The organism is Pseudonocardia sp. HH130629-09, assembly GCF_001294645.1.
Taxonomy (GTDB): domain Bacteria; phylum Actinomycetota; class Actinomycetes; order Mycobacteriales; family Pseudonocardiaceae; genus Pseudonocardia.
The window spans coordinates 5,397,421-5,416,314 of record NZ_CP011868.1 but is presented as its reverse complement, the minus strand read 5'-3'; the positions used below and the strand labels follow the sequence as shown (position 1 = coordinate 5,416,314).

Genomic DNA, 18,894 nt, shown 5'->3' with positions numbered 1-18,894 from the left:
TGGCCCCGTCTAGCCTGAAGATCCGCACGCCGCACCGGGTGAGGAGGTGAGCCGCGATCACGACCCCGTCGTCGTCGACGTCGTCGCACCGCCTGACGTCGGTCCTCGCGATCCCCGCCTTCCGCAGGCTCTGGTCGGTCACCGCGGTCACCGCGACCGGCGAGTGGCTGGCGCTGCTGGCGCTCACCTCGCTGGCCACCCACCTCACCGCGGGCGCCGGGTTCACCGCGCAGAGTCTCGCCCTCGGAGGCGTCGTCGCGACCAAGCTGGTCCCGTCGCTGCTGTTCGGCCCGCTCGCCGGGGTGCTCGCGGACCGCTTCGACCGGCGCAAGGTGATGGTGACCTGCGACCTCGCGAAGTTCGTGTTGCTGCTGTCGATCCCGTTCGTCGGGCAGCTGTGGTGGCTGCTGGTGGTCACGCTGCTCCTCGAGCTGTGCACGATGTTCTGGATCCCGGCCAAGGACGCGGCGGTCCCGAACCTGCTGCGCAGCCCGGCCCAGATGGAGAGTGCGGCTCAGCTGGGTCTGCTGGTGACCTACGGGGTGGCCGTCGTCGGGGGGGCGGGACTGTTCGCGCTCGTCAGCAAGGTCGGCCCGCTGTTCGGTGCGGACCAGGCGGCCACGGTCTACGCGGCGTTGTCCCTCAACGCGTTCGCGTTCCTGGCGTCGGCGCTGGCCGTGTACTTCGCGATCCCGGAGATCTCCGGCCGAGCCACCGAGTCCGAGCGCCGGGCCGCCCCGCCGTCGATGCTGTTCCTGCTGCGCGACGGCTACCGCTTCGTCGTCCGCACTCCGCTGGTGCGCGGGCTGGTGGTCGAAATCATCGGCGCGTTCACCGCGGGTGGGGCCGTCATCGCGACGGCGAAGCTTTACGCGTCGAGCCTCGGCGGCGGCGACGCGGCCTACTCGGTCCTGTTCGCGTCGGTGTTCGCCGGGCTCGCCGCGGGCATGGGCGTCGGTCCGGCGCTGGCCCGCCGGGTTCCGCACCGGAGGCTGTTCGGCAGCGCGATCGTCGGGGCGGGTTTGTCGCTCGTCGTGGTGGCTGTGGCGGTGCACCTGTTCATGGCTATCGCCGCGGTGCTGTGCGTGGGTGCGTTCGCCGGCGTCGCGTTCCTCACCGGTCTCACGATCATCGGCACCGAGGTCGCCGACGGGGTCCGCGGCCGGGTCAACGCGTTCGTCCAGTCCGTGGTCCGGCTGGTGCTGCTGGGGGCGATGTCGGTGGTGCCGGTCGTGGTCGGCGTCGTGGCGACGCGGACGGTGACCGTCGGCGACACCACGCTGCTGGTCGACGGCACGCGGTTCGTCCTCGCCGGAGGGGGCGTCCTGGCGGTGGTGGTGGGCGCCCTCGCGCGACGTCAGATGGCGGAGGAGATGTCGTCGTGAGCGTGTGGGACGACGTGGTGGGCCAGCCGGCCGCCGTCGCCGAGCTGGACGGTGCGGCGTCGGACCCGACGGCGATGACCCACGCCTGGCTGTTCACCGGTCCGCCCGGCTCGGGCCGGTCCAACGCCGCCCGCGCCTTCGCCGCCGCCCTGCAGTGCCCCCACCACGGCTGCGGGGAGTGCGCGGCCTGCCGGACCGTCATGGCGGGCACCCACTCCGACGTCCGCGAGATCGTCCCCCAGGGACTGTCCATCTCGGTCGCCGAGATGCGCTCGCTGGTCCAGCTCGCGGCACGCAGACCCGCCACCGGCACCTGGCAGGTCGTGATCATCGCCGACGCCGACCGGCTCACCGAGGGCGCCTCGAACGCGCTGCTCAAGGCGGTGGAGGAACCGGCACCGGAGACGGTGTTCCTCCTCTGCGCGCCGTCGGACCACCCCGACGACGTGCCCGTCACGATCCGGTCGCGCTGCCGGATGGTGCACCTGCGCAGCCCCTCGGCCGAGGCCGTCGCCGGGGTCCTGCGCGACCGTGACGGCATCGACCCGGACCAGGCCCGCTGGGCGGCGTCGGTGTGCGGCGGTCACGTCGGTCGCGCGCGGCGGCTCGCCCGCGACCCGCTGGCCCGCGCCCGCCGCGAGGAGATCCTCGGCGTGCCGACGAAGCTGCGCCGGCTCGGCGACGCGTTCTTCCATGCCGACGTGCTGATCCGTGCCGCCGAGGCCGAGGCCGAGGAGCTGCGGTCCACCCGCGACGGGACCGAGCGCGAGGAGCTGGCCGTCGCGATGGGTGCCGGCGGCACGGGCAAGGGCGCGGCGGCGGCGGCCCGGTCGGCGAAGGCGGCCGAGCGTGACCTGGAGAAGAGGCAGAAGAGCCGCGCCACCCGTACCCAGCGTGACGCGCTCGACCGGGCACTGGTCGACCTCGCCGGCTTCTACCGGGACGCGATCGTCGCCGCGACCGGCGCGACGGTGGCGCTGACGAACCCCGACCGCGACCGCGAGATCCGGGTGGCCGCCGCCGAGTGGGGCCCGGAGTCGTCGCTGCGCCGGCTCGAGGCCGTGCTCGCCTGCCGCGACGCGCTGGAGCAGAACGTGAAGCCGCGGATCGCCGTCGAGGCCATGATGACGGCGCTGCACCGTGGATGACCGCCCGCTGATCCTCACCGCCCTGCTCGACGAGCCCACGCAGACCCGGCTCGACGACCTGCGGGCACGGCACTTCCCGGCCGGGCGCAACCACCTCGCCGCGCACCTGACCCTGTTCCACGCCTTGCCCGGCGATGCCGCGGCCGAGCTCGTCGCCGACCTGAGCGCCGCGACCGACCGAGCCCCGGTGACCGCGCGCGTCACCGGACTGCGGCTGCTCGGCCGCGGGGTCGCCTTCGTCCTCGACGGCCCCGAGCTGTCCGCCCTGCGCCGGGGTGTCGCCGACCGGTGGCGCGACCGGCTGACCCCGCAGGACGCCGGCAGGGTCGACCTGCACGTGACCGTGCAGAACAAGGTGGCCCCGGCCGCCGCCCGGGCGCTGCACGACGACCTGGCCGCCGGCTTCGAGCCGTGGACCGCAGCCGTCCCCGGGCTCGCGCTCTGGCGCTACGACGGCGGACCCTGGGAGACGGGCCCGCGGTTCCCGTTCACCCGCTGAGCTCCACCCGCGTCGCCAGCACGACCTGGTCGCCGGTCCGGTCCGGCGCCCCGCGCAGCTCCGGCGGCCGCGGCACGAAGCCCGGCACCCCGGCCAGCCCCGGCGAGAGGTCCGCGACGGCCACCCCCAGCGGCCCCGGTCCGGTCACGAGCTCGACGACGGCACCCGCGGCCGGCACCGCGTGCAGCCGGATCTCGGTCAGCCCGTCCGCCGGCGTGGCCGAGACCGCCGGCCGCCCGGCGGGGGTGACGGTGGCCGCGGTGACGGTCCTATCCGGTCGGAGCGTGATCCCCGGGGCCCCGCGCGGGCTCGTCACGCGCAGCACCGCCCGGTCCGCAGTGCGGCTCAGGACCTCCACCCGCGGGCCCGGCACGGACAACGGCTGCGCCGGCCCGGTGCGTACCTCGTCCGGGCCCGGCCAGGCCGGCACCTCCCGTGCAGGGGTGTCCAGGTAGCGGGCGGTCCAGGCCGCGGGGGCGGTCTGGTTGCTGACCCAGCGGGCACCCTCGCCGTCCTGCAGGAACGACAGGTGCGAGGACTGTGGCCGATCCGCCGACGCGCCGTTCACCGCCGCTCCCACCCCGGCGAGGACGACCGCGGTCAGCACCGCCGCGACGGGCACCGGCCACACACGACCGGGCGGAGCTCCGACCGTCGCGCGCCGCATTCCTCCCGGGACGAGGACGACGGTGAGAGCCGCGGCGGTGAGCACGAGCGCCGCGGCCGGGACGCCGTCGGACACTCCGGACAGCACGAACAGGTCCCATCCCAGCGGCACCAGCAGCACCGCCGCCGGGACCGCGCCCAGCGTGGCGGCCGCCGTCGCGACGACCGGGCGCCCCCGCAGCGCGAGGGCCGCGGCCAGCCCGGCGCCGGCGGCGGCCGCGGGCCACGCGAACAGGTACGACGCCCCCGGCACCGTGCCCGCGGTGACCAGGCCGAGCACCGCGAGCACCAGCACTCCTGCCGCGGCCGCGCCTGCGGCGCCCGCCCACCGGCGCACCGCGAGCCACCACAGCGCCGTCACCGCGACGGCCAGCGCCACCGCGGCCGCCTGCACCGGGACCGGGCGGTGCAGGTACGGCCCGGTGTCCACCCACGCCGGGTGCACCGCGACGAGCGCCCGCCACAGCCCCACCGACGCGTACGCCGCGGCGACGACCGCGAGGAGCAGCAGCACCGCCGCACCCAGGACGCGCGGGACCGTCGTCGCACCGCGTCGGCGGGCGACCACCATCGCGGCGACGACCGCGACCGTGCCGAGCGCCGCGACCGGCCACACCAGCCACGATGGGTGGACGACGGTCGTCCCGGCGAACCGGAAGTAGGTCGCGTCGTCCTGCGGTGCGACGCCGGACACCGCAGGGTCGAGCGGGGCGATGTCCTGGTTCCCGAGGGCGCGGGCCAGCCCCAGCGCGGCCTCACCGTGGTCCTGCACGCTCGCCGCGCTCAGGTTCTCCGGGGCGTCGCCCGCCGTGTGGTACTGCACCGGCTGCTCGACGAACGCGAAGTCCACACCGGGCCGGCCGGCGTCGACGACCCGGGTGAGATCGGTGTCGTTGGGCAGCAGCCGGAACGCCTCGACCAGCGACGAATCGCCCGTCGGGTGTGGGACGGCGTCGGCGAAGACTCGGGCCAGCCCGGCGTTGCCCGGGGAGGTCCGGAACATCAACGACGGCCCGGACACCCCGCGGGCCTCGAAGTTCAGGGTGACCGTCGGGCGTGCGGCGGGGACGAGCTCGTCGCGCACCCATGCCTGCATCCCGAGCAGGCCGACCTCCTCGGCGTCGGTGACCAGCACGACGAGGTCGTTGCGCAGCGGCGGGCCCTCCCGAAGTGCGCGCACCGCTTCCAGGATCGCCGCCACCGAAGCCATGTCGTCCGCGGCGCCCGGACCGCTCGCGACCGAGTCGTAGTGCGCGGACAGCACGACCGCCCCGGTCGGGTCGGTGCCGGGCAGGGTGGCGACGACGTTGTCCACCGGTGCCGCGGTGAGCCGTCCGTCGGCCCCGCCGGCGCCGGTCGAGGAGTGCAGCCGCGTGGTCAGCCCGGCCGCGGTCAGCCGGGCGGCGATCGCGTCCCGGGCGGCCACGGCGGCCGGGCTGCCGCCCGGGCGCGGGCCGTCGACCAGCTCGTCCACCGTGCGCATCGCCCGGTCCGCGCTGAACACGGCCGGGTCGGCGTCGGCCGGGACCGGGTCCGGGGCGCGCCCGTCCAGCCACGTCGCCGCGCTCACCAGGAGCAGGACCAGGACCGCCAGCAGCCGCACTGTCACGGAGGTGATCCTGCCTCCGGACGGCGCAACGGGCGTCCGACTTCCGGCTGATCTCGGGGCGCGAGCGCGGTGGGCACGATCCGGAGCCGGGGCGGTCGGGTGCGCGACCGGATCGAGCGGTGGGGGGTGCACGCGACGTGTGGTGGCGTCGCTATACTAGTGGGGCACCACGCCGCCTTAGCTCAGTCGGTTAGAGCGACGCACTCGTAATGCGTAGGTCTGGGGTTCGACTCCCCAAGGCGGCTCCACGAATCCCCTGGTAGCAACGCTGCCGGGGGATCTTCTTTTGCTCTAGCGGTCGTGTTCCACAGCAGTGTGTGACTGGTGTGTACCCGGGAGTGCGCCTCACGCGCGTGTGCGAAAGGCCGTCCGACACACTGAGCCTTTTTCAACCTGACCAGCGAGCTTCTGCGTCAGGAGATCGCGAAGGTTGCAGCGCAACTGCTCTGACCACAGCTGCACAGGTCACCGGCTCGCTAGCTCGGCGTCTGCACCCACACAACCAGGCCCCTGAGCTGCCGGGCCTGTCTCGTGATCGGTGTTTCGGCGTCGTTGCTCAGTAGGTCTCGGCTCCCGGCCAGCGGTCACCGAACGTGATGGCGAACGCGTTGATCACGGGCTTCCAACGCATCGTCCACCTCGTGCGGCCCGTCCCGGTCGGGTCCAGGCTGCGAGTCACAAGATACAAGCATTTCATCGTAGCCTGCTCAGTGGGGAAATGACCACGCGCCCGCACCGCGCGCCGGTAGCGGGCGTTAAGCGATTCGATCGCATTCGTAGAGCAGATCACCCTTCGAATCTCGACGTCGTAGTCCAAGAACGGCACGAACTCTTCCCACGCGTTGCGCCATAGCCGGATCATCGCCGCGTACTTACGGCCCCATTTCTCGTCGAGCTCATCCATAGCGATAAGTGCTGCATTCGGGTTGGGCGCGGCATAGATTGGTTTGATGTCGCGCTTCACCGCGTCCCAGTCCTGTCGACCCACCAGCCGGAAAGTGTTTCGGATCAGGTGCACGACGCAGGTTTGGACAATGGTTTGCGGCCACACGTTGGCCACGACCTCCGGGAGTCCTTTGAGGCCGTCGCAGACCAGGAACAGCACGTCACGCACGCCGCGGTTCTTCAGGTCGACCAGCACGCTCATCCAGAACTTCGCGCCCTCACTGCCGACGCCCATCCACAGCCCCAGCACGTCCTTGCAGCCGTCCACGGTGACGCCGATGGCTGCGTAGACCGGCCGGTTGGCGACCTGCCCGTCCCGGACCTTGACGTGGACAGCGTCGATGAACACCGCGGCGTACACCGAATCCAACGGCCGACCAACCCAGTCATTCATCTCGGCGACGACCTTGTCGGTGATCCGCGAGACCGTCTCCTTCGATACTGACGCCCCATAGATGTCAGCGAAATGTGCGGAAACCTCCCCGGTCGTCATCCCTTTCGCATACAGCGACAGTACGACCTCGTCGACATCTGTGAGGCGCCGCTGACGCTTCTTCACGATCTGCGGCTCGAAAGTGCTGGCCCTGTCTCTCGGAACGTCGATCTCCACGTCACCCGCGGCATCCGAGAGAACCGTCTTCGAGCGGGACCCGTTCCGCACGTTGGTGGATTCCCGGCCGGGGTCGGCCCGGTTCTTGTCGTGCCCGAGGTGCTCGGTCATCTCCTCGTTCAGCGCCGTTTCCAGAACATTCTTGGTAAAGAGCTTCAACAGGCCGTCCGGGCCGGTCAACGCCAGCCCGCGCGCCTTCGCCTCGGCCACCATCGCCGCCGCAGCGGCCCGCTCCGCCGACGCCTGCCGAGCAGGCTTCGGGTCACCCTCGCTTGGATCCACAAGGTCCGATGTCATCACTGTCCGTGCCCATCTCGCCGGACCTCAGCCCGGCGTGTCGGGCCGAAAACACCGATCTTGAAACAGTCCCGAGCTGCCGGAACGGCAGGTTGAAAAAGGCTCCCTGGGTCAGGTCATCATGGACGGGGATGTCGAGCTGCTGGTTCCGTCTCTCGTGATCGACGAGTTCGAGCGCAATCGCGAGCGCATCGAGCAGTCGATGACGACGAGTGTGGCTGACCGGTTCAGGCTGCTCCAGAAGGATCTAGAGACGCTGACGGCCGAGTGGCACCGTCCAGGGTTCGAGGCGATCAACGCGCTTGCGTATGAGATGCCCCTGATCGGCGCGATGGCGATGCGGAACTTCCGGGACATCCTCGAGCTGCTGAGGGCCGGGTGGGTCCTCGAACCGAGCGACGCCGAGCGGCTGGGTGTGGTCGAGAGGGGTCTTGCTAAGCAGGCGCCCTTCCATCGCCACAAGAACAGCGTCGCCGACGCTTTGCTGGTCGAGCTGTACGCCACGGCTGGCGGTGAAAGCGAGGACGGAACCTACTGCTTCGTCACGTCGAACCATCTCGACTTCTCGGTGGAGAATGGCGACCAGCGGCTCCCACACCCCGACATCGAAGCTTTGTTCGACGGCGAGTCGTCGCGGTACTACCTCGGCGTGTGCGGGCTGCAGGCGGCGATGGTCGACCACTACGACCCGGATGAGTTCAGGGAGATCCTCGACGTGTCCGACTTCCAGGAGAATCCGCGGACCCTGGACGCGATACTCGAAGCGGAGCAGGAGTTCTTCGACCGGGTCTGGTATGAGCGTTCCGTTCTCCACACCTACCGCTACGAGCAGGGCGAGAGCGACGAAACACCAGAGCAGTACAAGGTCTCGAAAGACGCCCAGGCCCGGGTCCGCGAGCGACGGCCAGACTTGCGGCTCTGCGACAGCGACTTCGAGTGGGGGGTGTCTGCTGCAGCGATAGGTGACATCTGATCTGGCTTGCCGGTCCGGCGGGCTGAGAGTGTGTTTGAGAAGGGTCGGCGTGTCTGCGTGGTGCGGACCTCGACGTGGTCCATCGTGGAGGAGTGGCTCGGCGTAAGCGGCGGTATCCCTCGGACACCAGCGACGCCCAGTGGGCGCTGATCGAACCGCTGCTTCCCGCCGTGGGGGCCGGCGGCAGACCGGAGAAGCACCCGCGCCGCGACGTGGTCGACGCGATCCTCTACGTCGTACGCGCGGGCTGCTCCTGGAGGGCCCTGCCAGCGGACTTCCCGCCGTGGCAGACGGTCTACTGGTACTTCAACCGGTGGGAACAGCAGAAGGCCACCGAGCAGATCCTCCCGGTCGTACGTGGCCAGCTGCGTGCCGAGGAAGGCCGCGACCCCGAGCCCAGCGCGGGGATCATCGACTCCCAGTCCGTCAAAGGCGCCGACACCGTCGGACAGGACACCCGCGGCTATGACGCCGGGAAGAAGGTCAACGGTCGGAAGCGGTTCATCGTGACCGACACCCTCGGCCTGCTGCTCACCACCATGGTGTGCTCGGCGTCGGTGCAGGACCGCGACGGCGCCAAACCGATCCTGCTCGACCTCTACCTGCGCACCCGGGTGCGGTTCGTCTACGCCGACGCCGGGTTCGCCGGACGCCTGCTCGACTGGGCGACTGGGCGACTACGATCCTGCAGACGACGGTCGAGGTCGTCCGCAAGCCGCCTGAGCAGCGCGGATTCGCCGTCCTCCCGCGGCGGTGGGTGGTCGAGCGGACCCTGGCCTGGCTCACCGCACACCGACGCCTGGCCCGCGACTACGAACGCCACCCCACCACCGCAGAGGCCATGATCCGCTGGGCCGCGGTCAACACCATCACCCGACGCATCGCCCGCGGCGAACCCGCCCGACGCCAGCAGAGGTATGTACTCACCCCTGCGACATGATCTTCTCAAACACGCTCTGAGCGCCGAACTGCAACCGCCGCGAGGCTCCCGGAACCCGGGCCCTCGCGGCGGAGGCATTCTGCCTGGTCAGACCTGGCGGAAGCGGGGGGATTCGAACCCCCGGTCCTTTCGGACGCCCGCTTTCAAGGCCACCGGGATGTCAGGTTGTGAACGCGATCTGCCTGGTCAAGCGTCCGTGGTCGTCCGGTGGTGTCTCGCCGCTCTCCAGTGGGTTGCGGTCATGGTTGTGGTCAGCCTGAGGCGCGTTTTGCCGAAGGTGAGATCAGGAGGGACTACGGGGACGCCAACGCCCGAACCCTCCCTCGGTGTTGATCGTCTGTCCGGTGATCCAGGCGGCTTCGTCGGTGGCGAGCCAGACGATCAATCGGGCAGGGTCGTCAGGACGTCCGTAACGGCCGAAGGGGAACATCGGCGCGACAAGCCGCCACATGTCATGGGTCAGGTATCCCGTGTCGACCGGACCGGGGTTCACGGTGTTCACGCGTATACCGAGGTCGGCAAGCTCATCCGCGATCGTCGTGGTGAGCCCGGCCATCGCCGACTTGGCCGCCGCGTAAGCGACCTCCCCCGGCAGCGGACCAAGTTCCTGACCGGACGTCAGGAACACGATCGAGCCCCCGGGCCGGCCGTCGTGCTGTTGGACGAAGGCTTGAGCGAGCAAGATCGACGAGCGTGCATCGACCGCCCAGTGGGCATCCAGCTGCTCGGCCGTGACGGCGCCCAGCGTCCCGTCCTCCCCGGTAAGCGCATGGTTGCAGATCAAGACATCGACGTGTCCGACCAGTTCGACAGAATCGTCCATCAGGCGCGCAGGCCCGCGGGGGTCAGCGAGATCGACACCGACCTCCGCGACAACCGCGTTGTCAAGTGCGCGTCGTCGAACCGACTCGACGACGGCATCGAGATCGTCGGCGCCCCACTCCTGGGCGTCGTCATGAGGCTGAAAGTGATGCAGGACAGTACTCGCGCCGTAGGAGGCCGCCAGGGCGGCAATCGCGTAGCCGATCCCGCCCCGTCGACTGGCACCAGTGACGAGCACGGTGCGGCCGCGCAACGGGTACGGATCTCGACCATGCACACCATTCGTATCGGTGGAGGAGCGTTCAGACATGGCGACGTCTCCAATGATCGCAGGGGAGGCAGGACTCACATCTTCCTGTCAGCTTCGCCCATTTCGAGCAACTCGAATCCAGTTCTGTCATCGGACAGCCTCGCGATACCGGCTGAGTTCGACGGAGCCCGGCCGGTGGGTGGGACCCAGTCGACCATGGCTGTGTACTCGCAGCGAACGGCGTCAGGGCGCTCGTTGAGGGCGTGGCCGATCTCCTCCCAGGTGGCTCCGCGCAACCGAGCCCCGGTGACGACGGCCCAGCGGCCGGCGTGCAGTGACTCGATTAACTCGACCGTGGTACGCAGGACGTCGAGCGGGTCCACGGTCCGCTGGTCACGGACGGCGCGGTACTCGGCAGCGGCAGCGTGGCGGCCGTCGGCCTCGGCGACCCGGGCGCCGCAGTCGGCTCCGCTCCAGACGAACCAGTTCCGAAGAGTCTCGAACATGTGCGAGTAGGTGGGCATGATTCTGGCCTCCGCGACGGTCGTGGGCCTGGTGGCCCCGAGTGGTGGGGGCGGGGTGCGTTCCCCCGCCTCCGCGCGGAGCGCCTGACAAGGGCTCGGAGGCTCAGGGTCAAGGGCCGGACGGAGTCCGGTCGGCGCAGCCGATGCGTAGCACCCTTGATGCTGAGGGAGCCCGTGTGACGCTTCGGGGCCGGCAGGCCCCCGCCGGAGGCGGTCCACCTGATCGCTGGGCCCGCCCCGGCCTTGAGGGGCAGGCCTCCCCGTCCCCGTCCGTCGGCCCGGCTCCCTCACCGTGGTTCCGCCCGGGCGCCGGTGCCTCACTCGTGGCCGCACTTCCGGTCGTTCCGGCGGTGCGGCCCTCCTACGTTTCGGCTGGTCCGATGGTGGCGGGCGTGCGCGCGCCGGCCGCCGGGCCGGAGGCGATAGGCGGACGGCAGCGACGCCACCCGTCCGGCCCGTCAGGGCCGGCTTGAAGACGTAAAGAAAGTCCTCACCGACAGGAAGCCGAACGATCGGTCGGCTAGCCCTGGTGATTCACGGAGCTGCGGATTGACCGCGTGATCGGCTGGCGGCGGATCCGGTCCGGTTCGTTCGATGGGTGGGCATGGCGAAGGGGCCGGCCTGCGCGTTCTGCCGGGAGCTCCCGCCGCTCGTCGTGTCGGGCTTCGGAGATCAACCAGCAGGAACAGGCAACGCGCACAGCCGCGCGAACGCGCGGGCGAGATCGACCGCCCAGGGCCAGGACCGTTGGATACGGACCCAGACTCGGCGTTGCCCGCGGGTGATCCGCGCGGCGGTGTGCAACAACCGGTAGCGCAACGCCTTCGGCTCGACCTTCGCCAGGTCGCCGTCGAGAAGCAGGCGCTGGGTCCAGGTGATCAGGTCGACCGCGAGCATGACCACGGTCAACCACGCCGCGTTGACGGCGAAGGACCGGGACGGGAAGTGGTTGAGGCCGGTGTCCTTGCCGCAGCGGATCCGGTCCTCGACCCGGGCGTGGGCGCGGTGGCGGGCGTCGAGGAAGGCGAGCTGCCCGACGCGGGTGTCGGTGGCGAACGCGGTGTAGCGCCAGCCGTCACGCTCCTCGAACGCATCGAGCTGCGCGCCGGGATGCGGCCGTTCGCGACGGACGACAACGCGGGTCCCGGCCGGGTAGTCGACCAACGCGGAGGCGGGGAGCAAGCCGGTGATCTCGGCCAGCCCGGCGCCGTCACGGTGCCCGCCGTCAGCGTCGACCGCCTCGGCCCACACCGTCTTCGGGACCAGGCTGATCACGGTGCGTTCGCGGTCGGTGACGGCCCAGCCGACGGAGAACTCACAGCTCACCGCTGTGTCTTGTTGCGCTCGGATGTGGGCGAGGAAGGCTTTCGTGGCGCCCGCGGTGTCGGTGCGGACCAGGATCGGGTGCCCGTGACGGAACGCGTCAGGGATCTGGGCGAGCGCGTCGTCGAGCACGTTGATGTGATCCGCGGCGGTGTTCGCACCGGCGTTCCCGCGGCGCAAGCGGGCGGCGAGGAACTCGCCGGTGTTGTCGCAGAACGCCAGCATCGGGTGATACCCGAACGTCTTCTTGAACGTGGGCGTGGCCTGTTCCTTCTCGCTGTGGGCGATGACGATCGTGGCGTCGAGATCGATCACCAGCACGTCCCGGCCGTGCCGGCGCAGGTCGCGGCCGGCGACCCGAGCCGCGGGAAACGCGCGACCATCGACGTCGGCGTGCTGGGCCCAGACCACCTCCCGGGCCCGCGCCCGCCCCGCCGCGATCGAGGACAACCGGCGCTCGTCGAGCTTGTCGAGCAGTCGCCAGCAGGTCGAGTCCGATGCCACCGACCCGAACACCGCGCCCTGATCGGCCAGGACCGCGATCTCGCAGATCCTCGTGGCCCCGTCGGCGACCGCGACGGCCAGATCGACCAGCACCCGCCCCGGATCATGACGCGCCCGAGCTCGTCGCAGCGGTGCGAGCGCGGTCGAGAGTTCACTGGTCAACGTGGTCCGGTCGGCGACATCGGCCAGCAGACGCGACCCGACGTGCGACACCACCCCAGCGCCGTCGGCGGTCACGATGACCGGTGGGCGCGTGCTTGTAGTCTGCACTCGGAAAGTGCCTCCTCGACCATGGCGGACAGGGCTTCGACACCCGCTGTCTTACCTGGTCACGAGGCACTTTCTTCAGTTGGGGTCGGAGATCACCGGCACAGCCCGTGAAGAGTCCGGGCTAGACGACTGAGATCCCGGCGGTCGGACCCGCAGCGCCCGGACAGCCGATCGGCCGCTATTCGGCGAGTAGCGGAATGAGGTCGCCGAACAGTTCCGGTGAGAGCGCGACGGTACTGGTCGATTCCAGCGAGTGCGGTTCCCCGAACCGGTCGACGACCAGGGCGCCGGCCTCACGTGCGAGGAGTGTTCCTGCGGCCGTGTCCCACGGCTTGTTCGCCAGGATGACGGTCGCGTCGATCTTTCCGTGCGCCACCCACGCCAGATCGGTGGCCGCCGATCCGACCATTCGGACACGTTCGACGCGTTCGGCGAGTCGTGCCGTGATCGCCAGACGATCGAGGTTCTTCTCCGCTGCCGACTCTCCGACGGCGTAGTCGCCGAGCGACACCATCGCGTCGCGCAGGGACGCCGTGGCTCGGTGCCGGATGCGGTCGCCGTTGCAGTGGGCGCCGCCGTGCTGCGTCGCGGCGTAGTGCAGCCCGACCGCGGGCAGGCTGATCAGACCGACGACCGGGTGTCCGTCCTCGACCAGGGCCAGGGACACGGCGTAGAGCGGCACCCCACGGACGAAGTTCGCCGTCCCGTCCACCGGGTCCAGCACCCACAGCGTTTCCCGCTGGTCGGTCTCGCCGTTCTCTTCGCCGAGGAACCCGACGTGCGGCGTCTCGCGGGCGAGGAAGTCCCGGAGCTCGTTCTCGACGGCGTAGTCGACCTCGCTCGCGACGTCGCGGTCACTCTTGACCGTCACCCTGCCGGGCTCGCGCGACGCGATGAGCGCCAGCGCGGTCTTCATCGCCGCCTGGCCGATTCCGAGGAGGTCCGCCGCGGTGGTCACTGCGATTCCGCTCGTTCCCAGAGTGATCCGAACACACCATTGAAGATACCGTAGAGGCCGGCCTCGTCGTCGGAGGCGCGGTCGACGATGAAGGTCGGCGCGTCCAAACCGCGCGCATCGGGAAGATACGGCTGAACGACACACGTCCGGTCGCTCACAATGGTGATGTTAAAACGGATCGTCTCGTTGTAGGTTCTGATGTGAAGACGTCCCGCGGATTCTGCGGACAGTTTCCGGCGTAGCCGTTGGGCGACCTCGATGTTCAGTTCGGTGAGCATCGACAGGTGGCCGGCGGTGAGCCCCTCCTCGTTCTCACGGGCGGTGATCGCATCCCCGCGCGGGCGCAGGAACAAGAGCTGCACCTCGCACCCGGCGTCGAGCAGAGCGCCGAGTGCGCGATCTCCGTACTGCTGGCAGAGCATGTTCAGCGACAGCCCCGCGGACCGGATCGAGGTGGCGCCGTCGAACAGGACCGAGGGCGGCAGCTCGTGGGTGAACTCGGTCCGGCTCGTGAACACCGCCGAGAGATCGGCGAGCCGAGCGGGCCGTTCGGCGACCTGGGGCAGCTCGGCCGCCGCGCGGGGCTCGTCGCCGTCGGGGCGGAGGCGTGGTTGCGGCGGGGCGCCGTCGGTCCATGCTTGGAACAACTCGTCGGCGGTCCAGCCCGGCAACATCGCTTCGAGCACCCGGCAGTGCCCCGGGTGCGGGAGCCGGGTCATCTGCCCTGCGAGCCAGCGGTAGAACGTGGCCTTGCTCGGCCCGCTGCCGACCAACTCCTTGTCGAGCCTGCTCGCGGCCCGGTCGTAGGCACGCAGGAACAGCCGGTGTTCCTGTAGGTGCTGCTGCTTGAGCAGGTTCTTGAGCACGGTCTCCGTCGTTGCCATGGGACCCCCTCCGTGGCCGTGACCAGCAGTCTAACCCGCGTGAGACAAAAATGAGACTCATTCGGGAGAAGTCGGGTCGAAGTGGTTCACGAGCGGGACAGAGATGACTGTTCTCGCAGGTCAGCCTGGCTTCAGTCGCTCCCGAAGGGTTCGGGACACGAGCGGCTGAGTCCCAGGAGGACCGTCATGGCGACGATCAAGGTCGACACCAGCGGCACCCGCTACACCGTCGGCGCGGCCCCGCGTCCGAAGAACGACATGGACGGCCGTCAGCGCACGGACCGGCAGACCGGTACGCCGCTGTTCACCACGCAGCTGGTCAAGGTCGACGCCGAGGGCGCGGAGATCCTGACGATCACCACGCCGGGGGCTCCGGCGGTGGAGCAGGGCGCGGAGGTGCGTCCGGTGGGTCTGGTCGCGATCCCGTGGCAGCAGGGCCAGCGGGCCGGTGTGGCATTCAAGGCCGACCGGATCGAGCCCGCCCACGCCCCGGCGTCCAAGGCGTCCTGACCTCGCTGGTCGGTGGTGCGGGTCGGGGCGCTCTTTCCCCGGTGTCCCGGCCCGCACCCCGCCGCCCGCCTCGTCCGCCCCCTGCGCCCGGAAGGCCCCGTCATGGCTCGCTCTGCTGCTCCGTCCCGCTCGTTCGGTCTCGGGAAGTCCCGTGTGGACTCGTTCGAGATCATCTCCGTGCCGCCCCGCAACCCCGTCGTCCGCGTCGCCGCGCTGCTGCTGCGACTGCGCGCTGAACTCGCCGCCGCCGCGGTCCTGCTCACCGCCTGGGTGTGGCTGGGCCCGGACCACGTCCGCGACTCCGCGGGCCGCTGGGTCGCGGTCCCCGACACCGGCTGGGACACCTCCACCAGGGTCGCGGTGTTCGTCGCCGTCGCCCTGGTGCTGGTCGGGCTGCCGTGGACGCGCCGCTACCTGTTCCACCGGGGGCAGGCGGTCCTGACCCGCCACCGCGTCCGGCAGGCGCTGTTGGAGTGCCGGGTCCTCAACGCCCGCTCCCGCGCCTGCCCGCTCACCGTCTGGGCCCGCCCGACCCGCGTCGGGGAAGCGGTGTGGGTCGTCCTGCGGGCCGGGATCGGTCCGGCCGCGGTGGCGGAGCAGGCCGAGGAGCTGGCGTCGGCGTGCTTCGCCCGCGAGGCCCGGGTGATCGTGTGGCCGCGGTTCACCACCGTGGTGCGGGTCGAGATCGTCCGCCGCGACCCGCTCGCGCCGAACCTGATCCGCTCGGACCTGTTCCGCTACGCGGCCGGCGACGTCCACGACCACGGCTGGCCCGACGACCCGACGCCGCGAGTCCCGGCCCCGCGCACGGCCCGCCCGGCACCCGCTCGCCCGGCGCTGCCGCTTCCTGCAGTGGCTCCGCGTCCCGCGCTGGATGGCCCGTCCGACGGTGGTCGGGGTGGGGACTGGTCGGACTATGTCTGAGCACCGGCCCACCCTGCCGCTGCCCGTCCCGGCCGCCGAGGACACCGCGCCGCGCCGCCTGGTGCGGCCGCTGCTGGTGCTGGCCCGCTGGGTCGACGAGTACCGCGCCCACCGCCGCGAACACCGCGCCGAGGTCGGGCCGTCGATCTGGGAGCCGATCCACCTGGGCACCGACGAGGACGGCCGCCCGGTCCGCGTCCCGCTGATGTACCGCAACATGCTCCTGGCCGGTGAGCCCGGCGCCGGGAAGTCCGTCGGGTTGAACAACATCGTCGCCCACGCCGCCCTCGCGACCGACTGCCGCCTGTGGCTGTTCGACGGCAAGATCGTCGAACTCGGCCTCTGGCGGGGCTGCGCCGACCGGTTCGTCGCCAACGACCTGTCCGACGCGATCTCCGCCCTGCTCGACCTGCAGTCCGAGATGGACCAGCGCTACGCCGTCCTCGACGACGAACGGCGCCGCAAGATCGCCCCCGCCGACGGGGTCCCGCCGGTCGTGGTGGTCCTCGACGAGCTGGCCTACTTCTCCGCCACCGCCGGCACCAAGCGCGAGCAGGAAGCCTTCTCCGTCCTCGTCCGCGACCTCGTGGCCCGCGGTCGGGCGGCGGGGATCATCGTCGTCGCCGCGACGCAGCGCCCGTCGGCGGACATCATCCCCACGTCGCTGCGGGACCTGTTCGGGTACCGGTGGGCATTCCGCTGCACCACCGACACCAGTTCCGACATCGTCCTCGGACACGGCTGGGCCTCCCGCGGACACTCCGCCGCGAGCGTCGCTCCGGAGGCGAAGGGGATCGGGTTCCTGCTCGCCGAAGGCGGCATCCCGCGCCGGATCAAGGCCGCGCACCTGTCCGATGCCCAGGTGTACGCCCTGGCCGAGCGGGCCGCGCTGGGCCGCCTCGCCGCCGGGATCGCGCTCGGCCAGGACCTCGACGACACCACCGCCCCTGGGGGTACGTCGTGACCGGCCGACCGACAACCGCGGACCTGGTCTATGCCGGACTGCGTCGCTCCTCAGCCGCCCGCAACGCGGTCTCGGTTCGGCACGGCCGCGGCGCCCTGACCTCGGTCGAGTGGGCCACGACGCTGGCCGCGCTGTACTCCCGCGACGCCCGTTGGTGGCACGTCCTGGCCCGCGCGACGGTCACCGATCACACGATCCCGATGGTCTTCGTCATGGCCGCGTCCGATGCCGAGGGCGCCGCTCTGCGCGCGGCCGCGGACTGGGCCCAGTCCGCCCGCGACTACGCCCGCACCACGGCCGCGGCCGCTGCGTCGGCGGCGTCGGCTCGGGTGGCGTGATGGGCACCGGCCACGGCTCCGCGACCGTCGAGGACCTCGCGGCCCGACGCCTGTCCCGCCTGGCCGGAACCACTCCCACCGCCGACCTCGTGACCGCCGCTGGCCGTCGCGAGGACTTCGCGGGCTGGCTGCGCCACGTCACCCCTGCCGCCGGATGCGCCCACCCCATCCGACTGTCCGGTACCGTGTTCCGCGTCGAACAGGCCACCGGCCGCTTCACCTCCGAGCGCCACACCGCGCAGATGCCCGACGGCCTGATCTACACCGCCTGCGGCAACCGCCGCGCCTCCGTCTGCCCCTCGTGTGCGGAGACCTACCGCGCCGACACCTTCCAGCTCGTCACCGCCGGCCTCGTCGGCGGCAAAGGCACCCCCGCCTCGGTGGCCGGGCACCCGTGCGTGTTCCTGACCGTCACCGCCCCCTCGTTCGGCCCGGTCCACAGCCACCGCACCGACCGACGCGGCCGGCCACTTCCATGCCGGCCCCGCCGCGACGACACGTCCTGTGAGCACGGGACCGGTCACGCCTGTTGGGAGCGCCACACAGAAGATGATGACCCGCGGGTGGGGCGGCCGTTGTGTCTGGACTGCTACGACCACCCGCACCAGGCGGTGTGGAACCTGCACGTCGGGGAGCTGTGGCGGCGCACGATGATCGCCGCCACCCGCAACCTGCGCCAGCTCGAGAAACTGACCGGCCACAAGCTCCGGCTGTCCTACACCAAGGTCGCCGAGTTCCAGGCCCGCGGCGCCGTGCACCTGCACGCCCTGGTCCGCCTCGACGGCCGCGACCCCGACCCGACCCTGTCCCACCTGACCCTGTCCCCGCCGCCGGGGATCTCCGCCGCCCAGGTCGCCCTGCTGCTCCGTGGAGCGGTCACCGAGACCTCGTTCACCACCGCTCCACATCCCTACCGACCCGAGGGCTGGCCGATCGCCTGGGGCGAGCAGGTCGACCCCCGCCCCGTCCGGCTCGCCGCCCGCGACCTCGACGACGCCGCGGAGATCACCACGACCGCCGTCGCCGCCTACCTCGCCAAGTACGCCACCAAGGCCACCGAGACCGCCGGGCACCTCTCGACGCGGTTGCGGCCGGACACGGTGCGCTCCTACACCGACCACACCACCCACACCGGCCGTCAGATCGACGCCTGCTGGCGCCTCGGGCAACGCCCCGTCGGCTGGGACCCCGACGACTGGTCGACGTCCTGGGGACGGCTGTGGCGGTGGGCGCACATGCTCGGCTTCGCCGGGCACTTCTCCACCCGCTCCCGCCGCTACTCGACCACGCTCACGGCGCTGCGGCAGGCGCGTCGGGACTGGCAACGCGACCACGCCAACCCCCGCCCTGCCGCCGACGAGGTCGAGCGCCTGGACGAGGGCGCGGACACGACCGAGGTCGTCATCTCCTCGCTGCACTTCGCCGGGATCGGCTGGCACACCACCGCCGATGCCCTGCTGGCCAACACCGCTGCCGCGCAGGCCCGGGCCAGGAGGCGTGCCGCCCGCGAGGAACTGACCAGCACGACAGCCGGATGAGAGGAGACGAGGA

The 18,894-nt window shown here is 71.2% G+C and carries 16 protein-coding genes, 1 tRNA gene and 1 pseudogene; 11 read left to right on the top strand and 7 right to left on the bottom strand.

What is annotated here, in order from left to right; all coding sequences use genetic code 11:
• Nucleotides 1–56: 56 nt before the first annotated feature.
• Genes XF36_RS25215 through XF36_RS25205 form a run of 3 tightly spaced genes read left to right on the top strand, consistent with a single transcriptional unit; the run spans nt 57 to nt 3,032 of the window.
• On the top strand, nt 57–1,385 hold the full coding sequence (locus tag XF36_RS25215) for an MFS transporter (protein WP_082375645.1): 1,329 nt from the start codon (nt 57–59) through the stop codon (nt 1,383–1,385).
• Nucleotides 1,382–2,533: a DNA polymerase III subunit delta' gene (locus XF36_RS25210; RefSeq protein ID WP_060713886.1), complete on the top strand. Its 1,152-nt coding sequence runs from the start codon at nt 1,382–1,384 to the stop codon at nt 2,531–2,533. The genes XF36_RS25215 and XF36_RS25210 overlap by 4 nt, the downstream gene beginning before the upstream one ends.
• The gene (locus XF36_RS25205) at nt 2,526–3,032 is read left to right on the top strand and encodes a 2'-5' RNA ligase family protein (protein WP_060713885.1); all 507 of its coding nucleotides are present in this window, start codon (nt 2,526–2,528) and stop codon (nt 3,030–3,032) included. The genes XF36_RS25210 and XF36_RS25205 overlap by 8 nt, the downstream gene beginning before the upstream one ends.
• Here the strand turns inward: XF36_RS25205 and XF36_RS25200 are convergent.
• Nucleotides 3,022–5,307, bottom strand: coding sequence for a M20/M25/M40 family metallo-hydrolase (locus XF36_RS25200; protein WP_145981504.1), 2,286 nt, complete (start codon nt 5,305–5,307; stop codon nt 3,022–3,024). The genes XF36_RS25205 and XF36_RS25200 overlap by 11 nt on opposite strands.
• A 171-nt stretch (nt 5,308–5,478) precedes the next feature.
• Here XF36_RS25200 and XF36_RS25195 point away from each other — a divergent pair.
• A tRNA-Thr gene (locus XF36_RS25195) sits at nt 5,479–5,555 on the top strand.
• 308 nt (nt 5,556–5,863) lie between these two features.
• Here the strand turns inward: XF36_RS25195 and XF36_RS25190 are convergent.
• Nucleotides 5,864–7,075: an IS256 family transposase gene (locus XF36_RS25190; RefSeq protein ID WP_422662585.1), complete on the bottom strand. Its 1,212-nt coding sequence runs from the start codon at nt 7,073–7,075 to the stop codon at nt 5,864–5,866.
• 205 nt (nt 7,076–7,280) lie between these two features.
• Between XF36_RS25190 and XF36_RS25185 the strand changes: the two genes are divergently transcribed.
• Complete coding sequence (locus tag XF36_RS25185) at nt 7,281–8,132, top strand: PIN domain-containing protein (RefSeq protein ID WP_060713883.1); 852 nt, start codon at nt 7,281–7,283, stop codon at nt 8,130–8,132.
• Nucleotides 8,133–8,185: 53 nt separating this feature from the next.
• Nucleotides 8,186–8,940: pseudogene (locus tag XF36_RS25180) on the top strand (IS5 family transposase); the annotation flags it as partial.
• Between the two features lie 415 nt (nt 8,941–9,355).
• On the opposite strand, the gene XF36_RS25175 reads toward XF36_RS25180, so the two are convergent.
• The 5 genes from XF36_RS25175 to XF36_RS25155 form a co-directional block, all read right to left on the bottom strand.
• Complete coding sequence (locus tag XF36_RS25175) at nt 9,356–10,204, bottom strand: SDR family oxidoreductase (protein ID WP_060713882.1); 849 nt, start codon at nt 10,202–10,204, stop codon at nt 9,356–9,358.
• 35 nt (nt 10,205–10,239) lie between these two features.
• Entirely contained in the window at nt 10,240–10,668 is a 429-nt protein-coding gene (locus XF36_RS25170; protein ID WP_060713881.1) for a hypothetical protein, read from the bottom strand.
• A 672-nt stretch (nt 10,669–11,340) separates the two neighbouring features.
• A complete protein-coding gene (locus XF36_RS25165; RefSeq protein WP_060710764.1) occupies nt 11,341–12,765 on the bottom strand; it encodes an IS1380 family transposase in 1,425 nt (474 codons plus the stop codon).
• Between the two features lie 178 nt (nt 12,766–12,943).
• Entirely contained in the window at nt 12,944–13,723 is a 780-nt protein-coding gene (locus XF36_RS25160; RefSeq protein WP_060713880.1) for an inositol monophosphatase family protein, read from the bottom strand.
• A complete protein-coding gene (locus XF36_RS25155; protein WP_060713879.1) occupies nt 13,720–14,607 on the bottom strand; it encodes a DUF5919 domain-containing protein in 888 nt (295 codons plus the stop codon). Before XF36_RS25155 ends, XF36_RS25160 begins: the two co-directional genes overlap by 4 nt.
• Before the next feature lie 186 nt (nt 14,608–14,793).
• Here XF36_RS25155 and XF36_RS25150 point away from each other — a divergent pair, with 186 nt between their 5' ends.
• From XF36_RS25150 to XF36_RS25130, 5 genes are all read left to right on the top strand, one after another.
• The gene (locus tag XF36_RS25150; protein ID WP_060713878.1) at nt 14,794–15,117 is read left to right on the top strand and encodes a hypothetical protein; all 324 of its coding nucleotides are present in this window, start codon (nt 14,794–14,796) and stop codon (nt 15,115–15,117) included.
• A gap of 153 nt (nt 15,118–15,270) precedes the next feature.
• On the top strand, nt 15,271–16,041 hold the full coding sequence (locus XF36_RS25145; protein ID WP_060713877.1) for a hypothetical protein: 771 nt from the start codon (nt 15,271–15,273) through the stop codon (nt 16,039–16,041).
• On the top strand, nt 16,034–17,005 hold the full coding sequence (locus tag XF36_RS25140) for an FtsK/SpoIIIE domain-containing protein (protein WP_238589013.1): 972 nt from the start codon (nt 16,034–16,036) through the stop codon (nt 17,003–17,005). Before XF36_RS25145 ends, XF36_RS25140 begins: the two co-directional genes overlap by 8 nt.
• Nucleotides 17,002–17,343: a hypothetical protein gene (locus tag XF36_RS25135; RefSeq protein WP_060713876.1), complete on the top strand. Its 342-nt coding sequence runs from the start codon at nt 17,002–17,004 to the stop codon at nt 17,341–17,343. The genes XF36_RS25140 and XF36_RS25135 overlap by 4 nt, the downstream gene beginning before the upstream one ends.
• On the top strand, nt 17,343–18,881 hold the full coding sequence (locus XF36_RS25130; protein ID WP_060713875.1) for a replication initiator: 1,539 nt from the start codon (nt 17,343–17,345) through the stop codon (nt 18,879–18,881). The genes XF36_RS25135 and XF36_RS25130 overlap by 1 nt, the downstream gene beginning before the upstream one ends.
• Nucleotides 18,882–18,894 lie beyond the last annotated feature (13 nt).

Coding starts and splice junctions, on each gene's coding strand:
- XF36_RS25130 (WP_060713875.1), top strand. CDS start 17,343: ATGGGCACCGGCCACGGCTCCGCGACCGTCGAGGACCTCGCGGCCCGA.
- XF36_RS25140 (WP_238589013.1), top strand. CDS start 16,034: ATGTCTGAGCACCGGCCCACCCTGCCGCTGCCCGTCCCGGCCGCCGAG.
- XF36_RS25150 (WP_060713878.1), top strand. CDS start 14,794: ATGGCGACGATCAAGGTCGACACCAGCGGCACCCGCTACACCGTCGGC.
- XF36_RS25190 (WP_422662585.1), bottom strand. CDS start 7,075: ATGGTGGCCGAGGCGAAGGCGCGCGGGCTGGCGTTGACCGGCCCGGAC.
- XF36_RS25185 (WP_060713883.1), top strand. CDS start 7,281: ATGGACGGGGATGTCGAGCTGCTGGTTCCGTCTCTCGTGATCGACGAG.
- XF36_RS25155 (WP_060713879.1), bottom strand. CDS start 14,607: ATGGCAACGACGGAGACCGTGCTCAAGAACCTGCTCAAGCAGCAGCAC.
- XF36_RS25170 (WP_060713881.1), bottom strand. CDS start 10,668: ATGCCCACCTACTCGCACATGTTCGAGACTCTTCGGAACTGGTTCGTC.
- XF36_RS25175 (WP_060713882.1), bottom strand. CDS start 10,204: ATGTCTGAACGCTCCTCCACCGATACGAATGGTGTGCATGGTCGAGAT.